The sequence below is a fragment of the Agromyces sp. ISL-38 genome (assembly GCF_018613935.1).
In the GTDB taxonomy this organism is placed as follows: Bacteria; Actinomycetota; Actinomycetes; order Actinomycetales; family Microbacteriaceae; genus Agromyces.
Map to the genome: position 1 here is coordinate 86,628 of NZ_JAGGPF010000007.1, position 25,050 is coordinate 111,677.

Below are 25,050 nucleotides of genomic sequence, written 5' to 3' on the forward strand. Positions count from 1 at the left end.
CGCTACTTCAGGGTGGAGGTGCCGAAGATGAGGTACCCGTTCCAGCCGGTGCCCACGGTCTTGGGCTGGCCCCAGGTGCCGCCGGTGTTGACCGGGTAGTACCGCAGTTCGCCGGTGGTCGACCGGGCGACGAGTCCGAGGGTGGAGTCGCCGGCGAAGCGCGCGGTGGGCGCGATGGCGGTCATCGCGTTCCAGCCGGTGCCGACGAGGGCTCTGGGCTCCGTGATGAATCCGCCGCTGCCGTTGGAACGGTAGAGGCGGAGCGCACCGTCGCCCGTGCGAGCGAGGATGTCCTGCTTGCCGTCGCGATCGAAGTCGACCTGGGTGATGCCGAGTCCCGACCAGCCGCTGCCGATGGCGGTAGCGGTCGTGAGGGCACCTCCGGTGGTGTTGGGGTAGTAGTAGAGGCCGCCGGTGCTGCTCTTGGCCACGATGCCGGGGCGGCTCTCGCCCTTCTTCCATGCGCCGACGGTGATCGACCAGCTCTCCCAGCCCGTGCCGAGTGCGGTCGGTGCGCCGAGACCTCCGTCGGCCAGTCCGGGGTGGAGGGTCAGGCGCCCGTCGGCCCACTGGGCGACGATGTCCTGCACGCCGTCGATGTTCCAGTCGGTGACGAACGCGGAGAGGAGCCCCGACCAGCCTGCTCCGATCTGCACGCCGTTCTCGACACCGCCGGTTCCGGTGGCCTTGTATCGCCACAGACGGGATTGCCCGTCGACGGCGACCACGTCGGCGGCGCCGAGCTTGACGGCGGGCAGGTCGTTGGACAGTGGTGCGCCGGCGATCAGGCGGTCGTTCCAGCCGGTGCCGATCGTCGACGGAGAGCCGAGGGTTCCGGCCTCGACCGGGTAGTAGATCAGGTCGCCCGTCGAGGGGGTCCGCGCCCCGATCCCCGAACTCGTCGCCCCGTCGAACCCGAACAGGGTGCTGACGCTGTTCATCGTGTTCCACCCGGTGGCGACGACGGTCCTGGCCTCGTCGATGAAGCCGCCGATGCCGTTGGAGCGGTAGAGGCGCACGCTGCCGTCCTTGGATCGGGCGAGCAGGTCCTGGTAGCCGTCACCGTCGAAGTCGATCTGGGTCAACGCGAGGCCCGACCACCCGCTTCCGATCGCCGTCGCCGATGTCAGCGCGACTCCGGTGGTGTTGGGGTAGTAGACGAGGCCACCGGTGCTGCTCTTGGCCACGATTCCGGGGAATCGGTCGTCGACCCTCCACGGGCCGATCGTGATCGACCAGCCCTGCCATCCCGAGCCGATCTGCACGGGCGTAGTGAATCCCCCGTCGTACTCGCCCCGATACAGGGTCAGCCGTCCATCGCTCCACTGCGCGACGACATCCTGGAGGCCATCGTTGTTCCAGTCGACGTTGTAGATCGCCTTGGCGGCTCCCCATCCCGGCCCGATCGCGACTGCCGCGCCGAGCTCGCCGGAACCCGTGGCCGGATACACCGACAACACGCCAGTGGCACTGTCGACCGCGACGACGTCGGCATCGGAGCCGATCGTGGGCGTCGGCACGACGTCCGTGCCGATGAAGGCATCGACGTCGGCGATCGTCTCATGACCGGCGACGACCAGTTCCTCGGCACTCGCCAGGTCGTGCACGTTGTCGTAGTACTCCAGCACGGCGAAGTAGACGTCGTTGAACTGGACCTTGTAGGTGCCGGGGAGCAAGCCGCTGATGGAGTACTCCCCGTCGGCATTGGTACGGCCCTTGAGGCTGGGATCTGACTCCCACGTGCCATCATCGAGCTTCCACAGCACGGCATGCGCCGCCCACTCGCCGACCGGACCGTCGGGCCCGGTGATGCGGCCGCTGATGGTGCCACCCAGGGGCAGGGTCGCGTCGATGCCGGTACGTGTCTCGCCCGCGGCGAGCACGACGTGGTCGGCGCTGTCGAGGTCGGTTCTGCCATCCCAGTACGTGGTCGGGTACTGCGGCAGGTTCCGGTTCTCGTTGAACACGACGACATAGTCGCCGGCGGGCAGGCCGACCATGCGGTAGTCGCCGTCCTCGTCGACGACCGCGTTCCCGTTCCGCACCCCGTGGCCGTTGCTCAGGAGGCTGATGCTCATGCCCGGCACCACGGCGATCTCGCCGCCGGCGGTCTCGGCCTTCACGTTCCCCGAGATGACCGCGCCGGGTTCGAGCACGGGGTTGATCTCGATGGTCTCCCCGGCGACCAGGTCCACTGCGGTCGAGGATTGCGGGGCGGGCAGATAGTTCACTCCCGGGCCGGGCTCGGCGGAGAAGAGATACTGTCCCGCCGGCACCTCGTCGAGGAGGAACGTTCCGTCGGCGCTCGTGATACCGGTCGCGACGACCTCGATCCACGCTTCGGCAACGTAGTAGTAGAGCTCGACCTCGACGTCGGCGATGCCGGCCCCGGCGGTGTCGGTGCCGGTCACGGTGCCGGTCACGGTGCCGGTGACGGTTCCTGTCTCTCCCTCTGCCGACGCCGGCGATGCGGCCGCGAGCGACCCGAAGCCGAGTGCCGCGATCGCCGCCACGGCGACGAGAATGCGCGACCGTGCGCGTCCCGAAGACCTGTTCATGATGTGTTCCCCCAGGCTGATGGTCGCTGCGAACCCCAGCCCTCCGACTGGGATCGCGACCGTGACAGTGACTCTATGCGACCGGCGCTGCTCAGGCGAGGAACGCGCTTCCCGCGACCGACGGCGAGTCGATGGTGCGATTCTCGTGGTCGGATCGGGTGTCGGATGCCGCGCCTAGACTTGACGGTGACATGACGCTGATCCTCGACCCCGACGAACCGGCCGGCTGGCGCGAGGCGCCGCCCGCGCACGGTGTGACCACGGGCGGTTCTCGCCTCACCGACGGGCTCAATCCCGAGCAACGCGAAGCGGTGGAGTACCGCGGCCCGGCGCTGCTCATCGTCGCGGGCGCCGGTTCGGGCAAGACCCGCGTGCTCACGCACCGCATCGCGAGCCTCATCGAGAGCCGCGAGGCGTGGCCGAGCCAGATCCTCGCGATCACCTTCACGAACAAGGCCGCGGCCGAGATGCGCGAGCGCGTCGAGGCCCTGCTCGGCGAAGGGGCATCCGGAATGTGGATCTCCACGTTCCATTCGGCGTGCGTGCGCATCCTGCGCCGTGAAGCCGAGTCGATCGGCCTCACGGGCACGTTCACGATCTACGACTCCGCCGACCAGCGCACCATCCTGAAGCGCATCATCAAAGAGCTCGACGCCGACACGATGGGGTTCACCACCGCGAGCGCGCAAGCGAAGATCTCGAAGCTCAAGAACGAGCTCGCCGACGTCGAGTCGTACGCGCGCAATGCGAACACGAACGACCCGCAAGAGGTCATGTTCCTCGAGATCTTCCGCCAGTACACGCGGCGACTCCGCGATGCCAGCGCGCTCGACTTCGACGACCTCATCGCCGAGACGGTATATCTCTTCCGCGCATTCCCGAAGGTCGCCGCGCTCTACCAGCGCCGCTTCCGGCACATCCTCGTCGACGAGTACCAAGACACCAACCACGCGCAGTACTCGCTCATCCGCGAGCTCACGCGGCCGGTGCCGGCCGAGCGGGTGCGCGAGATGGAGTCGCACGGCATCAACGTGCGGGCGCTGACGGATGCCGCGGGCGGCATCCCCGGCGCGAGCCTCACCGTCGTCGGCGACTCCGACCAGTCGATCTACGCGTTCCGCGGCGCCGACATCCGCAACATCGTGGAGTTCGAGCGCGACTTCCCGGGCGCCCGGGTCGTGCTGCTCGAACAGAACTACCGGTCGACGCAGAACATCCTCTCGGCCGCCAACGCCGTCATCTCGAACAACTTCGACCGAAAAGAGAAGAAGCTCTGGACCGCCGACGGCGACGGCGACAAGATCACCGGGTACACGGGGTACACCGCGCACGACGAGGCGCAGTTCGTCGCCGACGAGATCGAGTCGCTGCACCGGGCGGGCGTCGCCTACCGCGACATCGCCGTCTTCTACCGCACGAACGCGCAGACGCGAGCGCTTGAAGAGATCTTCGTGCGCTCGGCGCTGCCCTATCGGGTCGTCGGCGGCACGAAGTTCTACGAGCGCGCAGAGATCAAAGACGCGATGGCCTACCTCATCGCCGTGGCGAACCCGCTCGACGAGCTCGCGCTGCGGCGCATCCTGAACACGCCGAAACGCGGCATCGGTCCCGCCACCGAGACCGCGCTCGCGAGCTTCGCCGAGCAGAACGACATGTCGTTCCGGCAGGCCATGCGCGCGGCATCCGGTCTCGGGCTCGGCCCCAAGGTGACGGGGGCGATCTCGGGCCTCGCGACGACTCTCGACGAGGCGGCGGCGATGCTCGTGCCGTCGGCCGAGGGGCTCGCCGCGGGCACCAACGCCGGCGCCGCGAAGGTCTCCGACGTGCTCGTGTTCCTGATGGAGCGATCGGGCCTGCTCGACACGCTCCGCAACAGTCGTGACCCGCAAGACGAGACTCGCGCCGAGAACGTCGAGGAACTCGTCGCGCAGACGCGTGACTTCGACCGGGAGAACCCCGATGCCACGCTCGTCGACTTCCTCACGCAGGTCTCGCTCGTGGCCGCGGCCGACGAGCTCGACGACGCCTCGGGCACCGTCTCGCTCATGACGCTGCACACCGCGAAGGGCCTCGAGTATCACGCGGTGTTCCTCACCGGCATCGAGGAGGGCCTGCTGCCGCACCAGATGTCGGCATCGGAGCCCGGCGGCCCCGCCGAGGAGCGGCGTCTCTTCTACGTCGGCATCACACGGGCGCGCAAGCGCCTCTACCTCTCGCTCGCGATGAGCCGCGCGCAGTTCGGCGAGGTGGCGGTCGCGATGCCGAGCCGCTACCTGCAGGAGATCCCCGAAGGGCTCATCGACTGGCGGCAGTCTCCCGGCATGGCGACGTCGCGCGGCGGCACGCAGCCGCGGGCGCTGAACGCACGTCGCGAGGGCGGCGCGTGGGGCACCCGCGACCGCGATCTCGAACGGTTCAGCGTCACGAAGTCCGCGAAGCCCCAGACCGAATGGGCCAACCGCGTCACCGGCACGGTGCGCGACAACGGCGACCTCACCCTCGCGGCGGGCGACCGCATCCGGCACACCGACTTCGGCGAGGGCAAGGTCACGCAGGTCACGGGCGAAGGCTCGAAGAAGGTGGCGCACGTGAGCTTCGACACGGCCGGGCAGAAGAAGCTCCTGATCAAGATCGCGCCGATCGAGAAGCTCTGATCTTCGACTGCTGAGCCTCCTACGCGGCTCGGGCAAGGACACGGCGCGTCGTGCCCCTGACGGCTTCGAGGATGGCCGCTGAGATCGACGACGCGTCGGTCGACGTAGCCCAGCGAGCGGCCGGTCGACCGTCAGGCCGCACCAGAACCAGGCCGTCGGCTCCGATCTGGAGGACTTCGGCGGTCGCCGGGTCGACGACGTGCACGGCGACCGTCATTCCGTGCGCTTGCGCCTGTGTCAGCGGCACTTCCGCCTGCGGGCCCGCGAGCACGGTCAGTCCCTCTCCGAGCAGATCGAGCGTGGACGTGCGCCCGTCGGGCAACCACGCGTGAGGAATCCGGTCGGCGATGTCGTCCACGTAGTCCAGCGAGACGTCGCGCTGGTCGGACGGGTTCGCCGATCGTTGCATGTTCCGCAGGCCCACCGGCCGGCGCTCGGCCTCGAACGAGTCGAGCAGCGACTCGTCGGCCCAGCCGCGCAGGACCCAGCCGAGCTTCCAGCCGAGGTCGTACCCGTCATGGATCGCCGTGTTCATCCCAGCGGCCCCGCGCGGAGTCATGCGGTGCGCGGCGTCGCCGACGAGGAACACGCGCCGTTCGCGGTACCGGTCGGCGATCTGGGCGGTGAACGTGAAGTCGCCGGTCCAGACGATTTCGGTCTCGAGGTCGGGCACTCCGGCGCCGGCACGGATGAGTTCCTCGAGGCGCTCGGGCGGGTAGTCGGCCCGCGTCTCGCGCGTGGGATCCCACGTCATGGAGAAGACCCAGCGGTCGTGGCGATCGGTGGGCAGGAACACCCACGGTGGTCCTTGGCGCATGAGCATGTAGAGCCCGTGTCGACGATCGCCGACGACCTCGGCGAGCGGTGCCCGGAAGAGCACGGCGAGATAGGCGCCGAGCTCGCCCGGCCCTTGCATCGTGATGCCGGCGTGGCGACGCACGGCACTGTGGGCGCCGTCGGCGCCGATCGCGTAGTCGGCGCGGAGGGTCGACGACTGGTCGCCCTCGCGAAGCGTCACGGTGACGCCGTCGTCATCCTGGTCGATCGCGACCAGCTCGGTGCCGAGCCGGACCGAGGTGCCTGGCAGGGAGAGCAAGTGCTCCATGAGCACGGGTTCGAGGTGATCTTGCGGAGCGATGACGCCGGTCGTCGGACTGAGCGAGGCCGCGACCTCGACTGACGGGAATCCCATCGACACCTCAGTGCCCTCGGCCGACGCGAGGGTACGGCCGACCCAGCCGGTGGGGCTGCCGTCGATCGCGCCGGAGCGGACCGCGTGCTCCAGGCCCCAGGCGCGCATCAGCTCCATCGTGCGGAGGTTGACTCCAGTGGCGCGAGGGAAGGGGGAGAGGGCGGCGCGACGCTCGACCACGAGTGTGCGGACGCCGAGGCGTGCGAGGGCGATCGCGGCGGTGAGCCCGGCAGGGCCGGCTCCGACGACGATCACGGTGGGTGTGGCGGTGGTGTGCATGTGCGGAATCCTTCTGAGTATTTCATCGGACAGAGTGTCTTTCGATAGACAGTGTGTCTTTTGTCGGACAAGATGTCAAGTGAAAGTAGGATGTTCCTCGTGACGACACGGAAGTACACCCAGCAGGCACGCGCCATGGCGGCCGATGAGACGAAACGCCGGATCCTCGATGCGATGCGCGATCGGCTGCGCGCGGCCCCCAGTGAGGCACTGAGCATCGAACGGGTGGCGCAAGAGGCCGGCGTCGCCCGCTCGACCGTGTACCTCGTCTTCGGCTCGAAGGCCGGGCTCTTCGAGGCGCTCGGCCAGGACCTGCTCGAGCGAACCGGCTTCCAGCGCATCGTCGATGCCGTCGCGCTGCCCGATGCGCGCGATGCGGTGCGGGAGTCCCTGCGGGCGGCGGCGAGCGTGTACGCCGCCGAACGCGACGTCAGCCGGACGATCTACTCGATGTGGTCCCTCGAGCCCGAGGCCGTGCGCCGCGCCTTCGAGGTGGTCGAGCGCGGCCGCGCCGAGGGGCAGCGCCGGATGGCGGTCCGCCTCGGTGAGGAGGGGCACCTGCACCCGGATGTCACGGTCGACGAGGCGACCGACATCCTGTGGGTCATCACGAGCTTCGAGACATTCGATCAGCTGTACACGGGGCGCGGTCTCAACGAGGAGGACACTGCAGCTCGCCTGGTCGCGATGGCCGAACGCACGCTGTGGGCATCGCGGGGATGAGCGGCGACGGCGACTAATGCAGCAGCAGGCGCCAGTCGTCGGGCACGCGCCCGTCGGGACCGGGCGACGCTTGCTCCACGGGACGCGACGTGGGCGGTGAGAGCGGAACGGGCCGGGCCGGCGCGTCGGCGACGTAGTTCCAGAACCAGTCCTCGCCCGGCTCGAACGAGGCGGCGACCGGATGGCCGGCCTCCCGGGCATGCCGTGAGGCGTGCTGCGCGGGCGAGGAGTCGCAGCAGCGGATCTCGCCGCACGTGATGCAGCGCCGCAGGTGCAACCACCAGCCTCCGCCAGCGAGGCACTCGACGCATCCGGTTCCCGACGGCGGCGGCGCGAACGCGCTCATTCCGACACCTCGGCGAGCGCGCGGTGCACCGATGCGACCGCGCTCGAGCCTTCACCGACGGCCGCCGCGACGCGCTTCATCGACCCGCGCCGAACGTCGCCGGCCGCGAACACGCGGGGAAGGCTCGTCTCGAACGGCAGCGGCGAGCGGTGCAGCGCCTCCCACATCGGACCGAGCTGCCGAACGTCAGTTCCGGTGCGCACGAATCCGTGCTCATCGCGGTCGAGCTGGGTGATCCAGTCGGTCGCCGGCTGCGCGCCGATGAAGCAGAACAGGCCACGGCAGTCCACCGTGGCGTTCGTGCCACCCGCGAGCGTGACCTGTTCGAGCGCAGCGTCGCCGTGCAGCTCGGTGACGCTGGTGCGCGTGTGCACCTGGATTCGAGGATGCTCGCTGAGTCGCTCGACGAGGTAGCTCGACATCTGCGTCGACAGGTTGTCGGAACGCACGACGAGTCGCACGGGGCATCCGTTCGCCGCGAGGTAGAGCGCCGCCTGCCCGGCCGAGTTGGCGCCGCCGACGACCACGACCGGCGCTCCGGTGACTTGCCGCAGTTCAAGCGGCGTCGCCGCGTGGAAGATGCCCGCGCCCTCGAACTGGGCCCAGCGATCGAGCTCGAGTGTGCGGTACTGCGCGCCGGTCGTGACGATGACCGCCCTCGCGCGAACGAGCGTGCCGTCGGACAGTGACAGCGTGAGCGGATCAGGCGACCACTCGAGCCCGGCCGCCTCGCACGGCGCGAACACGCGCACGCCGAACTTGAGCGCCTGCAGCGACGCCTGACCGGTGAGCGCATCGCCGCTCACGCCGAAGGGGAAGCCGAGGTAGTTCTCGATGCGCGACGTGGCGGCGGACTGCCCGCCCGGCGCGATCGAGTCGAGCAGCACCGTGCGCAGGCCCTCCGATGCCCCGTAGATCGCCGCGGCCAGACCCGCCGGACCGCCGCCGACGACCGCGAGGTCGGCCGCCCGCTCGTCGTCGTTCACATAGGCCAGGCCGAGCATCTCGGCGACCTGCCCGGGAGTCGCGCTGAGCACGTTCTCGCCCTGCACGATGGCGACCGGCAGGTCTTGCGCAGTGAAGCCGTGGCCGGCGAGCGACGCCGACGTGGCCGGGTCGTCGGCATCGACCCAGGTGTAGGCGAGCTCGAGTCGCTCGGCGTACCGGCGCAGCGCATGGGAACCCGCCGAACGGGACGTGCCGATGATCTTGAGCGTCAGCGCCGCCGGTCCCTTTCGCAGGGCTTCGCGCCGAGCCCACATGGTGCGCAGCAGGATGTCGCAGAGCTCGTCGTCTTCGGCCATGAGCCGCTGCAGTGATGCATGATCGACCCGGAGCATGCGGCCGGGCTTGGAGGCGCGCGCCGTGAGGAAGGCGCGCTGTCCGTTGAGCAGGCCGAGCTCGCCGAAGAACGTGCGCTCTCCGATCGCCGCGATGATCGATTCGCCGATCCAGGGCAGGGCGTCGCGGACGACCTCGACCTCACCGCTCTCGATGAGGATGAGGTCGTACCAGCGGTCGCCCGACCGGACGAGGATCTCCCCGGCGGCCACGTCGGCCGGCACGCCGTACCGCACGAGCCGATCCCACTGCGCGTCGGTGAGTTCGGGTACGACACGATCCGAGTCCATGCCCATCTCCCTATCGTGCACCATCGATCGAATGGGAGGGGAGGGCGTCCGGGGTGCCCGTCGCGGGCCTGCTTCACGCCGACAGCCGCTCGAGGAGCGCCATCGCGTCGAACGGCGCCCGCACCTTCACGTCGTTGTCGAAGTACACGAACGTGTCGCGGCCGGCCGCGAGGTGCGACCGCACCCAGGCCTCCCACCGTTCGAGCGACGCCTCGTCGTAGCCCGAGGTGTACAGCTCCTTCTCGCCGTGCAGGCGGGCGTAGGCGAAGTCGGCGGTCGCCCAGTCGAGGCGCGGGAACCTGCCGGCGGTGTCGGCGATGACGGATGCCACGCGGTGACGCTCGAGCAGCGACCGCCAGGCATCCGTCTCGAAGCTCGGATGCCGCACCTCGACCGCGTGGCGCACGATGCGGTCGGCCGGGGCGTGGAGGGCGAAGGCGGTGCGTCCCGACATCCGCCGGTCGCGGCGCCGCGCGAGTGCCGCGGCGTCACCGTGCGTTCGCGGCAGCTTTGCGAGGAACGCGTCGAGGATCTCCTCGTCGAACGCGAGGTTCGGCGGCAGCTGCCAGAGCACCGGGCCGAGCTTCCGGCCGAGGGCGAGCACGCCAGAGGCGAAGAAGTTCGCGAGCGGCGCGTCGACGTCGCGGAGGCGCTTGAGGTGGGTGATGAAACGCGGCCCCTTCACGGCGAAGACGAAGTCGTCGGGCACAGCGTCGCGCCACCTGACCCAATTCCCGGGCTTCTGCAGGGAGTAGAACGAGCCGTTGACCTCGATCGACGTGACGTGTCGAGAGGCGTACTCGAGCTCGTCGGCCTGGCGCACGCCCTTCGGGTAGAACTTCCCCCGCCACGGCGGGTATAGCCAACCCGAGGTCCCGACCCGCACCTCGGCCCGGTCGGACATCGTCACACGGCCACGCCGAGCAGGCCGCCGATCGTCCAGGTCACCGCGAGCGCGAGCGCGCCGCCGACGGTGACGCGCAGGATGGCGCGGAGCCTCGGGCTGCCACCGATCCACGCGCTCAGCCAGCCGGTGATCGCGAGCGCGACGACGACCGAGATGAAGGTCGTCACGATCCGCCATTCGGGCGGCGGCAGCAGGATCGCGAGCATGGGCAGCACGGCACCGATGAGGAATGAGAGAGCGGATGCCCCGGCGGCGTGCCACGGGTTCACCACGTCGTCCTGGGCGATGTGCAGCTCCACCTCGAGGTGTGCGGCGAGCGCATCGTGCGCGGTGAGCTCTCGCGCGACCGTCTCGGCGGTGCCGGCGGAGAGCCCCTTGCCCCGGTAGAGCTCGGCGAGCTCGGCGAGCTCCTGTTGCGGCATCGTCTCGAGCTCCCACCGCTCCTTCGCGATGAGCGTGCGCTGGGTGTCGCGCGCGCTCGAGACCGAAACGTACTCGCCGAGTCCCATCGAGATCGCGCCGGCCACGACGGCCGCCACGCCCGCCACCAGGATGGCCCCGACATCCGTCGTCGCCGCCGCGACCCCGACGACGAGCGCCGCGACCGAGACGATGCCGTCGTTCGCGCCGAGCACCCCGGCGCGCAGCCAGTTGAGCTTCGCATGCACCGCGGCCTTGTGCGGGTCGGTGCGGTGGATCGGTTCCCGCGGGTGGGTCATGCGGCCAGTCTCGCACCGGGCTCGCGACCTCGCCAGCAGCCCTGGGGCTGTGCAGTCCGGTTCGGACCCCTCGGAGAGGGGAGTACCATGGTCGTCGGCCCGCGTATCTTGACGTCGAGATGAATCGGCACGGCCCGGGCCACCACCACCCAACAGCCCCTGTGCGCGACCGCGCGTGCGGATCGATTGGAAGTAGAGAGCGTGGATCTTTACGAGTATCAGGCCAGAGACCTGTTCGAGCACTACGGGGTTCCGGTGCTTCCGGGCATCGTGGCCGACACCCCCGATGAGGTGCGTGCGGCGGCCGAGAAGCTCGGCGGCGTCGTCGTCGTGAAGGCGCAGGTCAAGACCGGTGGCCGCGGCAAGGCCGGCGGCGTCAAGGTCGCGAAGAACCCCGACGAGGCGTACGAGGCGGCCAAGGCCATCCTCGGACTCGACATCAAGGGGCACGTGGTCAAGCGGGTCATGGTCGCCGGCGGGGCGCGCATCGCGCAGGAGTTCTACTTCTCGGTGCTGCTCGATCGAGCCAACCGCTCGTACCTCTCGCTCACGAGCGTCGAGGGAGGCGTCGAGATCGAGGTGCTCGCGGTCGAGCGGCCCGAGGCGCTCGCTCGCATCGAAATCGACCCCGTTGCGGGCATCACGCTCGAGAAGGCCCGCGAGATCGCCGTGGCCGCGAACTTCCCGGCCGACCTCGTCGAGAAGGTCGCCGACGTGTTCGTGAAGCTCTACGAGGTGTACGACAAAGAAGACGCCACCCTCGTCGAGGTGAACCCCCTCATCCTCTCCGAAGATGGCGAGGTCATCGCGCTCGACGGCAAGGTCACGCTCGACGAGAACGCCGAATTCCGCCACGCCGGCCACGCCCTGCTCGAAGACAAGGCCGCGGCCGACCCGCTCGAGGCGAAGGCGAAGGCCGCCGAGCTGAACTACGTGAAGCTCGACGGCGAGGTCGGCATCATCGGCAACGGCGCTGGCCTCGTCATGTCCACGCTCGACGTGGTCGCCTACGCCGGCGAGAACCACGGCGGCGTGAAGCCCGCGAACTTCCTCGACATCGGCGGCGGCGCTTCGGCCGAGGTCATGGCCGCGGGTCTCGACGTCATCCTCGGCGACCCGCAGGTCAAGAGCGTCTTCGTCAACGTGTTCGGCGGCATCACCGCGTGCGACCAGGTCGCGAAGGGCATCGTCGGCGCGCTCGCCGAGCTCGGCTCGAGCGCCAACAAGCCGCTCGTCGTGCGACTCGACGGCAACAACGTCGAAGAGGGTCGTCGCATCCTCGCCGAGGCGAATCACCCGCTGGTGACGCTCGCCGAGAACATGGACCAGGGCGCCGACAAGGCCGCCGAGCTGGCGAACGCCGCGTAGTAAGGGATTCGAAGACATGACGATCTTTCTCGACAAGAACTCCAAGGTCATCGTCCAGGGCATCACCGGCGGCGAGGCTTCGAAGCACACCGCACGCATGCTCGCGGCGGGCACGCAGGTCGTCGGCGGCGTGAACGCACGCAAGGCCGGCACCACCGTGCTGCACAACGACAAAGACGGCAATGCCGTCGAGCTGCCGGTCTACGGCACGGTCGCCGAGGCGATCGAGCAGACCGGGGCGGATGTCTCCATCGCCTTCGTTCCGCCGGCGTACACGAAAGACGCCGTCGTCGAGGCCATCGACGCCGAGATTCCCCTCCTCGTCATCATCACCGAGGGCGTGCCCGTGCAGGACTCGGCCGAGTTCTGGGCGTACGCCAGGGAGAAGGGCGGCACGACCCGCATCATCGGGCCGAACTGCCCCGGCATCATCAGCCCCGGTGAGTCGCTCGTCGGCATCACCCCGGCGAACATCACCGGCAAGGGCCCCATCGGCCTCGTCTCGAAGTCGGGCACGCTCACATACCAGATGATGTACGAGCTGCGCGACCTCGGCTTCTCCACCGCGATCGGCATCGGTGGCGACCCCATCATCGGCACGACGCACATCGACGCGCTCGCCGCATTCGAGGCCGACCCCGAGACCAAGGCGATCGTCATGATCGGCGAGATCGGCGGCGACGCCGAGGAGCGCGCGGCCGACTTCATCAAGGCCAACGTCACCAAGCCCGTCGTCGGCTACGTCGCGGGCTTCACCGCTCCGGAGGGCAAGACCATGGGCCACGCGGGCGCCATCGTCTCCGGCTCGGCCGGCACCGCCCAGGCGAAGAAGGAGGCCCTCGAGGCCGCCGGCGTGAAGGTCGGCAAGACGCCGTCCGAGACCGCGACGCTGCTCCGCGAGGTCTACGCCGCGCTCTGAGCATCGTACTGTCCGGTGGTTGAGTAGGCCCGAAGGACCGTATCGAAACCACCCTGCCCGGATCAGTGGTTTCGATACGCGTCGGGCTGCGCCCGGCGCTACTCAACCACCGGGGTGTGGTTTCGATACGCGTCGGGCTGCGCCCGGCGCTACTCAACCACCGGGGTGTGGTTTCGATACGCGTCGGGCTTCGCCCGGCGCTACTCAACCACCGGAGGTGCGTCGTGCCGACCGAGCGGCGTCCGCCGGGCTAAGCTCCCGGAGGAATGAGACGCACGACGATCGCCCTGCTGGCCGCACTCGAGGCATCCGTCGCGGCCCTCATCGGCTTGGGCATCGTGCTCGTGCCGCTCATGCTGCTCTGGGCGGTGCACTTCGGACTCGTGGTCGACGTGGCCGTGTTCCTGCGAACCGCGGCCGACGTGTGGCTGCTCGGCCACGGGGTCGACCTCGAGTTCCAACTCGATGCGGTGACCGCGGCGCGCACCGGACTGCCCGCAGCCGGTGATCCCTTCGCGATCACGATCGCGTTGCTCGGCTTCGCCCTGCTCTCCGTCTCGTCCGGCCTGCGGATCGGCCGGCGATCGGCCGCCGGCGGCCACTCGTTCACCGGCGGACTGTCGGCGACGGTCATCTACGCGCTCGTCGGTGCCGGGCTCGCGCTCGCGGCCGGAATCGACGGTGCTCGTCCCTCGCTGTGGCAGGCGGCGCTCCTCCCGGCCTTCGTGATGGCGCTCGGCGTGGTCGTCGGCGCTGTCGCCGAGTTGAACGGGGCCGGCACGGTGACGGATGCCACGGGCGTCGTCGTGCGCGGCCGCCTCGCCGCGTTCCCGTCGGCCCTCGTCGCGGGCGCGCGCGCGGCGGTGCGCATCGGAGCCGGAGCCGCGTTCGGCGTGCTCGCGCTCGGCGCGGTGCTCGTGGCCGTCTTGGTCGCCCTCGACTACGCGACGATCGCCGGGCTCTACCAGTCGCTCGGCGCGGGCATCGATGGCGGCATCGCCCTCACAGTCGGAGAGCTCGCGCTCGTGCCCAATGTCGTCGTCTGGGCGACCGCGTGGCTGCTCGGCCCAGGATTCGCGATCGGCACCGGCACGGCCGTGTCGCCGGGAGGCACGCTGCTCGGGCCCGTGCCCGGCATCCCGCTCCTCGGCGCGCTGCCGACCGACGTGGCGGCCCTCGGCGGCCTCTGGCTCATCGCGCCGGTGCTGCTCGGCTTCGTGGGGGCGTGGCTCGTCTACCCGGACGCCGGCCCCGCTCATGGGAGCCACCCCCTACGAGCCGCGCACGGTGCGGGCACTTCCTGGTGGCATCCGCTTGGCGTGGGCGCCGGCGCGGGCGGCGTCGCGGCGCTCGCGCTCGGGTTGCTCTCGTGGTGGTCGGGCGGTGCGGCCGGGCCGGGCCGCCTCGCCGAGGTCGGCCCCAATGCGTGGGCGGTCGCGGCGGTCGCCGCTGCGACGGTCGGCGTGGGGGCGATCGTCGGCAGCTACGCGGCCAGGGCGCGCGGAACCGCGCCGGACTATGAAGCCGGCAAGCGCGACGAAACAGGTCTGCCCGGCGACCCCGCGGAGCCGGCGTCGCAGCGTGAGTTCATCTGGGGTGCCGAGCGCTGAGGGGTCTCCGCCCAGCGGGTAGGCTCTGAGGGTGCAGAAGCTCGTCGTGCTCATCTCGGGCGGAGGCTCGAACCTCCGTTCCCTGCTCGAAGCCTCTGAAGACGCGGAGTTCCCCGCTCGCGTCGTGGCGATCGGCGCCGACCGCCAAGCCGACGGCCTTGCGCTCGGCGAGGAGTTCGGCATCCCCACGTTCACGGTGCCGTTCACGGCGTATCCCGATCGCGACGCGTGGGGCGCAGCGCTCATCGAGCAGGTGCGCCAATGGGAGCCCGACCTCGTGGTGCTCTCGGGCCTCATGCGGCTCGTGCCACCGTCGGTCGTCGATGCGTTCGCGCCGTACCTCATCAACACGCATCCCGCCTACCTGCCCGAATTCCCGGGCGCCCACGCGGTGCGCGACGCGCTCGCCGCCGGCGTCACCGAGACCGGCGCGAGCCTCATCGTCGTCGACAATTCCGTCGACGGCGGCCCGATCATCGCGCGGGAGCGCATTCCGGTGCTCCCTGGCGACACCGAGTCGAGCCTCCACGACCGCATCAAGCCCGTCGAGCGGCGCCTGCTCATCCAGGTCGTGCTCGACATCGCCAACTCCCACCTCGACCTGAAGGAACTCGCACGATCATGAGCGGCCCCAGCCACGACCCGAGCCTCTATCGCGAACGCGACCTCGTGCCCGTGCGGCGGGCGCTCGTCGCCGTGAGCGACAAGAGCGGACTCGTCGAGCTCGCCACCGCACTCGTCGGCGCGGGCGTCGAGATCGTCTCGACGGGCGGCACCGGCAAGGCCATCGCCGACGCCGGCCTTCCCGTCACCCAGGTGTCCGAGGTCACGGGCTACCCCGAGCACCTCGACGGGCGAGTGCGCACGCTGCATCCGGCCGTGCACTCGGGTCTGCTCGCCGACCTGCGACTCGAACACCACGAGACCCAGCTCGCCGAGCTCGGCATCAAGCCGTACGAGCTCGTCGTCGTCAACCTGTACCCGTTCGCCGAGACCGTGGCCGCGGGTGCGGCACCCGATGCTGCCATCGAGCAGATCGACATCGGCGGGCCCGCGATGGTGCGGGCGTCGGCGAAGAACTACGCGAACGTCGCCGTCGTCGTCTCGCCCGGCCGTTACGACGAGATCATCGAGGCGGTGGTCGCCGGCGGCACGACGCTCGCACAGCGCAAGGCCCTCGCCCGCGAGGCGTTCCGCCACACCGCGACCTACGACGTGGCGGTCGCGTCGTACCTCGGCAGCGTCGTCGCTCAAGACCAGCCCGTCGAGGAGTCCCCCTTCCCCGCATGGGTCGGCGGCACGTGGACGAAAGACGCCGACCTGCGCTACGGCGAGAACTCGCACCAGCGGGCGGCGCTCTACGCATCGCAGGGCGGGCGGCCGGGCATCGCACAGGCGACGCAACTGCACGGCAAAGAGATGTCGTACAACAACTTCGTCGACGCGGATGCCGCGGTGCGCAGCGCCTTCGACTTCGACGAGCCGGCCGTGGCGATCATCAAGCACGCGAACCCGTGCGGCATCGCGGTGGCGTCGCCCGAGGCATCCGATCCCATCGCTTCAGCCCACCAGCGTGCGCACGAGTGCGACCCGGTCTCGGCCTACGGCGGCGTGATCGCCGCGAACCGCGTCGTCACCCGGGCGATGGCCGAGACGGTCTCCGGCATCTTCACCGAGGTGCTCGTGGCGCCGGGCTTCGCGCCCGAGGCGCTCGAGGTGCTCACGAAGAAGAAGAACCTGCGACTGCTCACGCTTCCCGAGGGTTTCGTCCCGACCGCGGTCGAGCTGCGGCAGGTCTCCGGCGGGATGCTCCTCCAGCAAGCCGATCGGCACTTCGCGCCGGCCGCGGACTGGACGCTCGCCGCGGGGGAGCCCGCCGACGAGGCGACGCTCGCCGACCTCGAGTTCGCGTGGCGCGCGTGCCGCGCGGTGAAGTCGAACGCGATCCTGCTCGCCTCGAAGGGCGCCTCGGTCGGCGTCGGCATGGGACAGGTGAACCGCGTCGACTCGTGCAAGCTCGCGGTGGAGCGCGCGGGGGAGCGAGCCACGGGGTCGGTCGCGGCATCCGACGCCTTCTTCCCGTTCGCCGACGGCCTGCAGATCCTGATCGACGGCGGCGTGCGCGCGGTCGTGCAGCCCGGCGGTTCGGTGCGCGACGAGGAGGTCGTCGAGGCGGCACGCGCGGCGGGCGTCACGATGTACTTCACGGGCGAGCGGCACTTCTTCCACTGAGGCCAACGCCCCGACTCACTACGGCCACCGCCTCGTGTCCCGCCGGAGGACATTCGGGGTTTCGGAGGACGCTCGGCGAGCCGATCGTCCTACCGAGCGGCGAATGTCCTCCCGAAGGGAGGCGTCCGGGGGAGTTCGCACGCCGCCCGCGGCGGTACCCTTAAGTGATCCCGCGCTCACGAGGCGCGGGCACCGGTTCCGCTCACGAGGCGGTTGAACAAGGAGAACGATCGATGACGATCACCCACGCCCCGGCACCTGCGCCCGAGGTCCGCGCAGAACTGCCGATGGACGCCCCCGAGCACGAACGTGTGCTGATCACCCATGGCCCCCGCTCCGGCCTCACCATCATCGTCGCCGTGCACTCGACACGGCTCGGCCAGGCCCTCGGCGGCGCCCGGCTCTGGCGCTACGGGCATTGGACCGACGCCCTCGCCGACGCCCTCCGCCTCTCGCAGGCGATGACGCTGAAGAACGCCGCAGCCGGCCTCGCGCGCGGCGGCGGCAAGTCCGTGATCGCGATCCCCGCCGGCGTCATCCTCGACGAGGCGCGCACGCGCGACGCCATGCTCGACCTCGGCGACGCGGTCGAGTCGCTCGGAGGCGCCTACATGACCGCCGAAGACGTCGGCACGAGCGCCGAGCTCATGGCCGTCGTGCACGAGCGCACCGAGTTCGTCTGCGGACTTCCGCCCGAGCAGGGCGGCGTCGGCGAGCCTGCGGATGCCACTGCGGCAGGTGTGCACGCGTCGATCATCGCGACCCTCGACCACGTCTTCGGATCGCCCGAGATCGCCGGCCGGCACTTCGTCGTGGCGGGCCTCGGCCAGGTCGGCGGACGCCTCGCCCGTAGCCTCGCCGCAGCCGGAGCCCGGCTCACGGTCACCGACGTCGCCGACGGCAAGCGGGCACTCGCCGACGAGCTCGGCGCCGATTGGGTCGAACCCGGCGACGCGCACCTCGTCGAGGCCGACGTGTTCGTGCCGTGCGGACTCGGCGGCGTGCTCACGCCCGACGTCGCTCGCGGCCTTCGCGTGCACGCCGTCGTCGGTGCGGCGAACAACCAGCTCGCCTCTCGCGACGTCGCGACGATGTTGCAGCGCCGCGGCATCGTCTGGGCGCCCGACTTCGTCGTGAACGCCGGCGGCGTCATCTACCTCGACGTGGCCGGTGCGCCCGGCGCCGACCAGGCGGGCCTCGACGCGCGCATCGCAGGCATCGGCGACACCGTCGCCGCGGTGCTCCGAAGCGCCGTTGCGAACGGTTCGACCCCACTCGAGGCGGCCGAACGACTCGCCCGCGATCGCCTCGACGCCGCGCGCTGACGGGTCGGCACCGGCCGATAGGCTCGTGCCATGACGTCCCCCGCCTCGCCGCCTCCGTCCGCCACGGCCCGGTTCACGCCGGCCATCACACCGTGGCGGCGCACGATGGCGGTGCTCGTCTCGGCGGGGGTCGTCGCGATCATCGCGATGTCCGTCGCGGTGCTCGCCTTCTTCATCGGCAACGGCCAGTCGCCGGCGATCGTCCCGCAGCTGTTCGGCCACTTCGGGCTCGCGGCACTCGTGGTGTGGGTGCTGCTCTCGGTGGCGAACGGGATCGGCGCGACCCGCAGGTGGTTCCTCGCCGCGATCGCCGGCTTCGCCTCGGCGTGCCTCGCCGCACTGTTCGCCACGACGGCCACCGTGAGCGCCGGCGGCAATCCGTTCACGCCGCGCATATTCGAAGCCGTGCTCGGCTCGCTCGTGAGCTTCAACCTCATCTTCATCCTCGCGGCGATCGCCGGCGAGGTCTTCCTCGCTCCGCGAGTGCTGCACGGAATCCTGGCGTTCGCGCCGGCTCGGCCGCCGCGGCAGATCGCGCTCGTGCGCATTCCCGCCTCGAACCTCGACGAAGGCGAGCTCACGCATCTCGAGCGGCAGCCGGTCGACAAGGCGCGCGCCGACGAGCAGTGGGACAACTACTGTGCGGCGCTCGTCGCGGAGGGCTGGGAGACCTTCGAGGTCGACGCCGCACCCGAGCTCGCCGACTCGGCCTTCGTCGAAGACGCCGTCGTGATGTTCGGCGACCTCGCCGTGATCACGAGCCCGGGCGCGGTGTCGCGGCGCCCCGAGATCGAGGCGGTCGAGCGCGCGGTGCGGGCGATCCCCGGCGTCACAGTGGAGCGGATCGAGCTGCCCGGCACGCTCGACGGCGGCGACGTGCTGAAGGTCGAATCCACGGTCTACGTCGGGGCCTCGTCGCGCACGAACGCCGAGGGCATCCGCCAGTTGCGCTCGCTCCTCAACCCCCACGGCTACACCGTGGTCGCGGTGCCCATCACGAAGGCGCTGCATCTGAAGAGCGCCGCGACGGCATTGCCCGACGGCACCATCATCGGCGACCCTACGCTCCTCGACGTGGTGAGCCTCTTCCCCCGGTTCGTCCCCGTGCCCGAGCCCGAGGGCGTCGCCGTCGTCGAGCTCTCACGGGAATCGCTGCTCATGTCGGCGGCGGCACCGCAGACGGCGGCGATGCTCTCGAGCCTCGGTTACCGCGTGGTCACCGTCGACATCAGTGAGTTCGAGAAGCTCGAGGGCTGCGTCACGTGCCTGTCGGTGCGGGTGCGCTGAGCGAGTCTCGCCGAGACTCTTGCACCCGACGGAGCTGTACCCATAGGCTGTAGGGCTGGCTGCCGTGAGAGATCCGGTGGCCTTGGGGATGATCAGTCAACGACGCAGGAGGACACCATGCAGACAGACACCAACGCCCGCACGATCGCGGTCGACGGCGCTGCCCGCCCGGCGCTCCTCTCCGATCGGATCGCCGGGTAGCACCAGGCCCGTCCGCCGGCTTCGCCGGCCCGTCTCGCGGTATCTCCGCATCCGGCGCGATTCCACGCGTCCACTTGTTCTGATCTCGTCCGATCGACGCCTCTTCGCGACCGCTCGGCGCACCTCCGGAAGGAAACGGCTTTGTCAGCCACCCCTCACAACACCGACCACCCCGCCGAGCGCACGAGCGCCGTGCGGGCGCTGTTCCGGCTCCGCGAGTACGCGCGGCCTGCGCTCCCCGCGATCGCCGCCGGCATGGGCGCCTCGCTCGCTTCGCAGCTCATCGCGCTTTCGATTCCGCAAGTGCTGCAGGCCGTCGTCGACGGCCCGCTCTCCGACGGCGACGCGAGCGCGATCTGGCCGCTCGCCGGGCTCGTCTTCGGCCTCGGCGTGCTCGAGGCCGTGATGATCGCGCTGCGCCGCTGGTTCGTGCTCACACCGGGCACGAAGGTCGAGGCGAGCATGCGCAACGCGCTCTATGCGAAGCTGCAGGACCTACCGGTGAGCTTTCACGATCGCTGGCCGAGCGGGCAGCTGCTGTCGCGAGCCATGAGCGACCTCGGCCTCATCCGCCGGTGGCTGTCGTTCGGGCTCGTGCTGCTCGTCGTGAACCTCATCGTGATCGTCGTGGGCCTCGGCATCCTCATCTCCATGAACTGGATGCTCGGCGTCGTGTTCCTCGTGTGCTCGATCCCGCTCTGGATCGTCGGCTTCCGGTTCGAGGGCCGCTACTCGGAGGTCTCCCGGCGCAGCCAGGACCAGGCCGGCGACCTCGCAACCGCCGTCGAGGAATCGGTGCACGGTATCCGCGTGCTGAAGGCCTTCGGCCGCGGCAAGCACGCACTGTCGAGCTTCCGCGTCCGAGCCGAGTCCCTGCGCCGCACCGAGATCGAGAAGGCGCGCCTCGAGGCGAGCATCTGGGCATGGATCATCCTGGTCCCTGCCGTCGCGCTCGCCGGATGCCTCGTGCTCGGTGTGTGGCTCGCGTCGCAAGGCGTGCTCACCGTCGGCGAGCTCGTCGCGTTCTTCGCGACGGCCACCGTGCTCGCGTGGCCGATCGAGTCGATCGGCTTCCTGCTCGCGTTCTCGCTCGACGCGCGCACGGCGACCGATCGCTTCTTCGACATCCTCGACAGCGAGAACGCCATCACCGACCCCGAGCGCCGCGTCTCGGTCGAGCAGCCGCTCGGCGAGCTCGCGTTCTCAGGCGTTCGCTTCCGCTACCAGGACGCGCCCGAGCGGTTCGGCGACCTGCTCGACGGGATCGACCTCGTCGTGGAGCCCGGCGAGACGATGGCCCTCGTCGGCCTCACCGGGAGCGGCAAGACGACCCTGACCGCGCTCACCACCCGGCTCTACGACGTGACGGGAGGCTCGATCACGCTCGACGGCGTCGACATCCGGGCGCTCTCCCGCGAGGAGCTCCGCACGCACATCGCCATGGCGTTCGAGGATGCCACGCTGTTCAGCGCCTCGGTGCGCGAGAACGTGCTGCTCGGCCGTCCCGAATTCGGCGAAGGCGACCCGGCGCTCGCCGCCGAGGCCGAGCGAGTGCTCGACGAAGCACTGAGCATCGCGCAGGCGTCGTTCGTCTACGACCTGCCCGACGGCGTCGACACGAAGGTCGGCGAAGAGGGCATGAGCCTCTCAGGAGGGCAGCGGCAGCGGCTCGCGCTCGCTCGCGCGGTCGCGGCATCCCCCTCGGTGCTCGTGCTCGACGACCCCCTCTCGGCGCTCGACGTCGCGACCGAGGCACGCGTCGAAGCCGAGCTGCGCCGAGTGCTCGCCTCGACGACCGCGCTCATCGTCGCGCACCGCCCGTCGACCGTCTTGCTCGCCGATCGCGTCGCGCTCCTCGAGGAGGGTCGCATCACCGCGGTCGGCACCCACTCCGAGCTGCTGCGTGAGAACGAGCACTACGCCTTCGTCATCTCGAGCCTCGAAGACGAAGTGCGACGCGAGGCTGCGGAGGCATCCGATCTCCTCGTGACGGATGCCGCCGAGTCATCCGATCCCATCGAATCGGAAGCCGCCGAACACACATCGACCGAGACCGGACCCATCGAACGAGAGGAGGCGAACCGATGAGCGTCATCGGCGTCGAAGGTGAGGAGCGCAACGACTTCACCAAGGCCGAGTCGAAGCAGGTGCGCGCGCGATCGCTGCGCCTGCTCGGCTCCCTGTTGCGGCCGCTGCGGTTGCGGCTCTGGCTCACGATGCTCGTCGTGCTCGTCTCGACGGCCGCGCAGGTCGCAGGGCCCGCGCTCATCGGATTCGGCATCGACCGCGGCTTGCCGGCCCTGCTCGACGGCGACTGGCTGCCGGTGGGCTTCGCCGGCGTCGCCTACCTGCTCACGGCCGCCTCGGGAGCGCTGCTCATCGCGTGGTACATCCGGCTCTCGACTCGAATCAGCCAAGCGGTGCTCCTCGACCTGCGTACGCGAGTGTTCCTGCACACGCAGAAGCTCTCGCTCGAGTTCCACGAGTCGTACACCTCGGGGCGAATCATCTCGCGACAGACGAGCGACCTCGATGCGATCCGCGAGCTGCTCGACGAGGGCATCAACCAGCTCGTGCGCGGCGTCCTCTACATGTCGTTCACGGCGATCGCCCTGGTGCTGCTCGACTGGACGTCGGCGCTCGTGCTGCTCGGCGCGCTCATCCCGCTCACGGTGCTCACGCGCTGGTTCCAGGTGCGCTCGCAGAAGCTCTTCCGCCAGTCCCGGGTCGCCTCGGCGAAGCTCATCGTGCACTTCGTGGAGTCGATGACGGGCATCCGGGCGGTGCAGGCGTTCCGCAAGGAGCGGCGCAACGAGAAGGCCTACGGCGAGCTCGTCGAGGACTATCGCGACGTCAACGCCCGCGTGATCCAGCTCTTCGGCATCTACGACCCTGGCCTGCTGCTCATCGGCAACGCGTGCGTCGCGGCGGTGCTCGTCGTCGGCGGATTCCGCGTGGTCGAGGGTGAGCTCGCGATCGGCCTGCTCCTCTCGGCGCTCCTCTACACGAAGCGGTTCTTCGACCCGATCGAGGACATGGCGATGTTCTACAACGGGTACCAGTCGGCCGCCTCGGCGCTCGAGAAGATCTCCGGCGTGCTCGAGGAGGAGCCAAGCGTGCCCGAGCCGCGGCATCCGGTCGACCTGTGGAAGGCGTCGGGGCATGTGCGCTTCGAGGCCGTCGAGTTCGCATACACGAAGGATCGCGTCATCCTGCCGCGTTTCGACCTCGACGTGCCGGCCGGACAGACGATCGCGCTCGTGGGCTCGACGGGGGCCGGCAAGTCGACGCTCGCGAAGCTCCTCGCGCGGTTCTACGACCCGAGTGACGGGGTCGTCGAGCTCGACGGCATCGACCTCAGGTCGCTGCACCCGAAGGACCTGCGGCGCGCGATCGTGATGGTCACGCAGGAGGCGTACCTGTTCTCGGGTTCCGTGGCCGACAACATCGCGCTCGGCAAGCCCGACGCGTCGTACGACGAGATCGTGCGCGCCGCGAAGGCCGTCGGTGCGCACGAGTTCATCGAGAGCCTGCCGAACGGGTACGACACCGACGTGAACAAGCGCGGCGGGCGAGTGAGCGCGGGCCAGCGCCAGCTGATCTCGTTCGCGCGGGCGTTCCTCGCGAACCCGGCGGTGCTCATCCTCGACGAGGCGACGTCATCGCTCGACATCCCGAGCGAGCGGCTCGTGCAGGAGGGGCTCACGACGCTCCTCGCCGACCGCACCGCGGTGATCATCGCGCACCGCCTCTCGACGGTCGCGATCGCCGACCGGGTGCTCGTGATGGAGCAGGGCCGCATCGTCGAGGACGGCGCGCCCTCCGACCTCATCGGCGGGTCGGGCCGCTTCGCCGCTCTGCACGCGGCGTGGCGGGACTCGCTCGTGTGAGGTGCCGCGGCAGGAGCTGAACGCGAGGGGAGGACGATTCCGCGGAATCGTCCTCCCCTCGAGTCAGTCGAGCGGCGCCCGCACCACGCGATCGTCGATCTCCGCCTCGGCGGCGCGGGCCTCGGGGAGCCACCAGACGATGTTCGCCCACGCGATGACGAACGCAGCGGCCTCCAGCGTGTGCTGGAGCAACGGCTCGAGCCGCGCGTCGAGCTTGTCGACGAGGAACCATGCCGCCCACCCGCCGAGGGCCGAAACGATCGTGATCGTGAGCCAGTTGACGCCGCGCGAGACCGAGAGCGGGATGCCCGTGATCGGCAGCCAGTCGTGCGTCAGCACGATCGCGACCGCGCTGCCGCCCGCGACGAGGATCGGCAGGAACCACCGGGGCTCAGGATCCAGCAGCCCTGAGGTCTGCCCCACGAGGAACTGCGTGAGGGGCAGGAGACCGCCCAGCACGGCGAACGTGCCCAGCATCAGCCAGACGCGCAGCCGTCGGCCGGGCACATCGGTGCGCCGCACCGACGTCGCGGCGCGGTTCGTCGTCGCGACGAGCGCGCCGCTCACGCCGAGGCAGAGCAGCGTCATGAGCGTGTTCGACTGGTAGATCGAGAACGCGAGCGGGAACAGGCTCAGGATCGCGACGACGCCGTAGAGCAGGGTCGGCCGCCACGCCCGAAGTGCCGCGCGCCCGACCAGGTCGGCGAGCTCCCCGTCGCTCGCGTTCTTGACGGCGCTCCACCGGATTCTCGCTCGCGCGACGCCGACCACGAGCAGGACGAGCAGCACGCCGCAGATCGCCATCGCGATGCCGAAGGGCACCCATGCGACCTGCTTGGGAACGGCCTTCCAGCTCGTGAGCCACGCGGCCGCCGCCACGAAGCCCGCGATGAGCGCGAGCCGCGGCGGGTCGATGAGGGTGGGCAGCGCGACGAGGATGGGGCGCAGCGCTGCGAGCACGGCGCCTGCCCCGATGGCGATCACACGATTCACCGGGGAGACGACCACGCGGTCGATGAGACGCACGGCGCGCGAGGCGATCGCGAACCGGTATCCAGGGTCGAGGTTCCAGATGGTGTCGGTGCCCGCGCGCAAACGCACCCTGCGGCGGGCGCGAGTGGCTTCGACGGCGGCTCGATGGTCGGCGACGTCGGCGGGTGCCGCCCAGCGGCCGGCCGCGGGGTGCGCCGACGCGGGCGACGCGGGCGA

At 70.1% G+C, this 25,050-nt stretch carries 18 protein-coding genes; 11 read left to right on the forward strand and 7 right to left on the reverse strand.

Annotated elements, in window-relative coordinates; all coding sequences use genetic code 11:
- Positions 1–2 precede the first annotated feature (2 nt).
- On the reverse strand, positions 3–2,558 hold the full coding sequence (locus tag J7E25_RS06440; RefSeq protein WP_214869036.1) for an FG-GAP-like repeat-containing protein: 2,556 nt from the start codon (positions 2,556–2,558) through the stop codon (positions 3–5).
- Positions 2,559–2,749: 191 nt separating this feature from the next.
- On the opposite strand from J7E25_RS06440, the gene J7E25_RS06445 reads away from it, so the two are divergent.
- Complete coding sequence (locus J7E25_RS06445; protein WP_214869037.1) at positions 2,750–5,212, forward strand: ATP-dependent helicase; 2,463 nt, start codon at positions 2,750–2,752, stop codon at positions 5,210–5,212.
- Positions 5,213–5,231: 19 nt separating this feature from the next.
- Here J7E25_RS06445 and J7E25_RS06450 read toward each other — a convergent pair whose 3' ends face one another.
- The gene (locus J7E25_RS06450) at positions 5,232–6,683 is read right to left on the reverse strand and encodes an FAD-dependent monooxygenase (protein WP_214869038.1); all 1,452 of its coding nucleotides are present in this window, start codon (positions 6,681–6,683) and stop codon (positions 5,232–5,234) included.
- Positions 6,684–6,782: 99 nt separating this feature from the next.
- Between J7E25_RS06450 and J7E25_RS06455 the strand changes: the two genes are divergently transcribed.
- The gene (locus J7E25_RS06455) at positions 6,783–7,406 is read left to right on the forward strand and encodes a TetR/AcrR family transcriptional regulator (protein ID WP_214869039.1); all 624 of its coding nucleotides are present in this window, start codon (positions 6,783–6,785) and stop codon (positions 7,404–7,406) included.
- A gap of 13 nt (positions 7,407–7,419) precedes the next feature.
- Here the strand turns inward: J7E25_RS06455 and J7E25_RS06460 are convergent, their stop codons facing one another.
- The 4 genes from J7E25_RS06460 to J7E25_RS06475 form a co-directional block, all read right to left on the reverse strand.
- Entirely contained in the window at positions 7,420–7,752 is a 333-nt protein-coding gene (locus tag J7E25_RS06460) for a UBP-type zinc finger domain-containing protein (protein WP_214869041.1), read from the reverse strand.
- Entirely contained in the window at positions 7,749–9,383 is a 1,635-nt protein-coding gene (locus J7E25_RS06465) for a cyclic nucleotide-binding domain-containing thioredoxin-disulfide reductase (protein ID WP_215009309.1), read from the reverse strand. Before J7E25_RS06465 ends, J7E25_RS06460 begins: the two co-directional genes overlap by 4 nt.
- Positions 9,384–9,456: 73 nt before the next feature.
- Positions 9,457–10,287 (reverse strand): DUF72 domain-containing protein, encoded by an 831-nt coding sequence (locus J7E25_RS06470; protein WP_214869067.1) that lies wholly within the window; start codon positions 10,285–10,287, stop codon positions 9,457–9,459.
- A 2-nt stretch (positions 10,288–10,289) separates the two neighbouring features.
- Positions 10,290–11,009, reverse strand: a complete 720-nt coding sequence (locus tag J7E25_RS06475) for a VIT family protein (RefSeq protein ID WP_214869045.1) — start codon at positions 11,007–11,009, stop codon at positions 10,290–10,292.
- 201 nt (positions 11,010–11,210) lie between these two features.
- On the opposite strand from J7E25_RS06475, the gene sucC reads away from it, so the two are divergent.
- From sucC to J7E25_RS06520, 9 genes are all read left to right on the forward strand, one after another.
- A complete protein-coding gene (gene sucC, locus J7E25_RS06480) occupies positions 11,211–12,377 on the forward strand; it encodes an ADP-forming succinate--CoA ligase subunit beta (RefSeq protein WP_214869047.1) in 1,167 nt (388 codons plus the stop codon).
- A gap of 16 nt (positions 12,378–12,393) precedes the next feature.
- Positions 12,394–13,296, forward strand: coding sequence for a succinate--CoA ligase subunit alpha (gene sucD, locus J7E25_RS06485; RefSeq protein WP_214869048.1), 903 nt, complete (start codon positions 12,394–12,396; stop codon positions 13,294–13,296).
- A 266-nt stretch (positions 13,297–13,562) separates the two neighbouring features.
- Entirely contained in the window at positions 13,563–14,906 is a 1,344-nt protein-coding gene (locus tag J7E25_RS06490) for a DUF6350 family protein (protein WP_214869050.1), read from the forward strand.
- 31 nt (positions 14,907–14,937) lie between these two features.
- Positions 14,938–15,531, forward strand: coding sequence for a phosphoribosylglycinamide formyltransferase (gene purN / locus J7E25_RS06495; RefSeq protein WP_214869052.1), 594 nt, complete (start codon positions 14,938–14,940; stop codon positions 15,529–15,531).
- Entirely contained in the window at positions 15,528–17,138 is a 1,611-nt protein-coding gene (gene purH / locus J7E25_RS06500) for a bifunctional phosphoribosylaminoimidazolecarboxamide formyltransferase/IMP cyclohydrolase (RefSeq protein WP_214869054.1), read from the forward strand. The genes purN and purH overlap by 4 nt, the downstream gene beginning before the upstream one ends.
- A gap of 233 nt (positions 17,139–17,371) precedes the next feature.
- Entirely contained in the window at positions 17,372–18,463 is a 1,092-nt protein-coding gene (locus J7E25_RS06505; RefSeq protein WP_215009314.1) for a Glu/Leu/Phe/Val dehydrogenase family protein, read from the forward strand.
- Between the two features lie 30 nt (positions 18,464–18,493).
- A complete protein-coding gene (ddaH, locus tag J7E25_RS18180; RefSeq protein WP_285289809.1) occupies positions 18,494–19,750 on the forward strand; it encodes a dimethylargininase in 1,257 nt (418 codons plus the stop codon).
- A gap of 342 nt (positions 19,751–20,092) precedes the next feature.
- Positions 20,093–22,039: an ABC transporter ATP-binding protein gene (locus tag J7E25_RS06515; RefSeq protein ID WP_251007171.1), complete on the forward strand. Its 1,947-nt coding sequence runs from the start codon at positions 20,093–20,095 to the stop codon at positions 22,037–22,039.
- On the forward strand, positions 22,036–23,841 hold the full coding sequence (locus J7E25_RS06520; protein WP_214869056.1) for an ABC transporter ATP-binding protein: 1,806 nt from the start codon (positions 22,036–22,038) through the stop codon (positions 23,839–23,841). Before J7E25_RS06515 ends, J7E25_RS06520 begins: the two co-directional genes overlap by 4 nt.
- A 63-nt stretch (positions 23,842–23,904) precedes the next feature.
- Here the strand turns inward: J7E25_RS06520 and J7E25_RS06525 are convergent.
- On the reverse strand, positions 23,905–25,050 hold a 1,146-nt coding region (locus J7E25_RS06525; RefSeq protein ID WP_214869057.1), incomplete at its 5' end, for a hypothetical protein.

Coding starts and splice junctions, on each gene's coding strand:
- J7E25_RS06440 (WP_214869036.1), bottom strand. CDS start 2,558: ATGAACAGGTCTTCGGGACGCGCACGGTCGCGCATTCTCGTCGCCGTG.
- J7E25_RS06445 (WP_214869037.1), top strand. CDS start 2,750: ATGACGCTGATCCTCGACCCCGACGAACCGGCCGGCTGGCGCGAGGCG.
- J7E25_RS06450 (WP_214869038.1), bottom strand. CDS start 6,683: ATGCACACCACCGCCACACCCACCGTGATCGTCGTCGGAGCCGGCCCT.
- J7E25_RS06460 (WP_214869041.1), bottom strand. CDS start 7,752: ATGAGCGCGTTCGCGCCGCCGCCGTCGGGAACCGGATGCGTCGAGTGC.
- J7E25_RS06465 (WP_215009309.1), bottom strand. CDS start 9,383: ATGGACTCGGATCGTGTCGTACCCGAACTCACCGACGCGCAGTGGGAT.
- J7E25_RS06470 (WP_214869067.1), bottom strand. CDS start 10,287: ATGTCCGACCGGGCCGAGGTGCGGGTCGGGACCTCGGGTTGGCTATAC.
- J7E25_RS06475 (WP_214869045.1), bottom strand. CDS start 11,009: ATGACCCACCCGCGGGAACCGATCCACCGCACCGACCCGCACAAGGCC.
- sucD (WP_214869048.1), top strand. CDS start 12,394: ATGACGATCTTTCTCGACAAGAACTCCAAGGTCATCGTCCAGGGCATC.
- J7E25_RS06490 (WP_214869050.1), top strand. CDS start 13,563: ATGAGACGCACGACGATCGCCCTGCTGGCCGCACTCGAGGCATCCGTC.
- purH (WP_214869054.1), top strand. CDS start 15,528: ATGAGCGGCCCCAGCCACGACCCGAGCCTCTATCGCGAACGCGACCTC.
- J7E25_RS06505 (WP_215009314.1), top strand. CDS start 17,372: ATGACGATCACCCACGCCCCGGCACCTGCGCCCGAGGTCCGCGCAGAA.
- ddaH (WP_285289809.1), top strand. CDS start 18,494: ATGACGTCCCCCGCCTCGCCGCCTCCGTCCGCCACGGCCCGGTTCACG.
- J7E25_RS06520 (WP_214869056.1), top strand. CDS start 22,036: ATGAGCGTCATCGGCGTCGAAGGTGAGGAGCGCAACGACTTCACCAAG.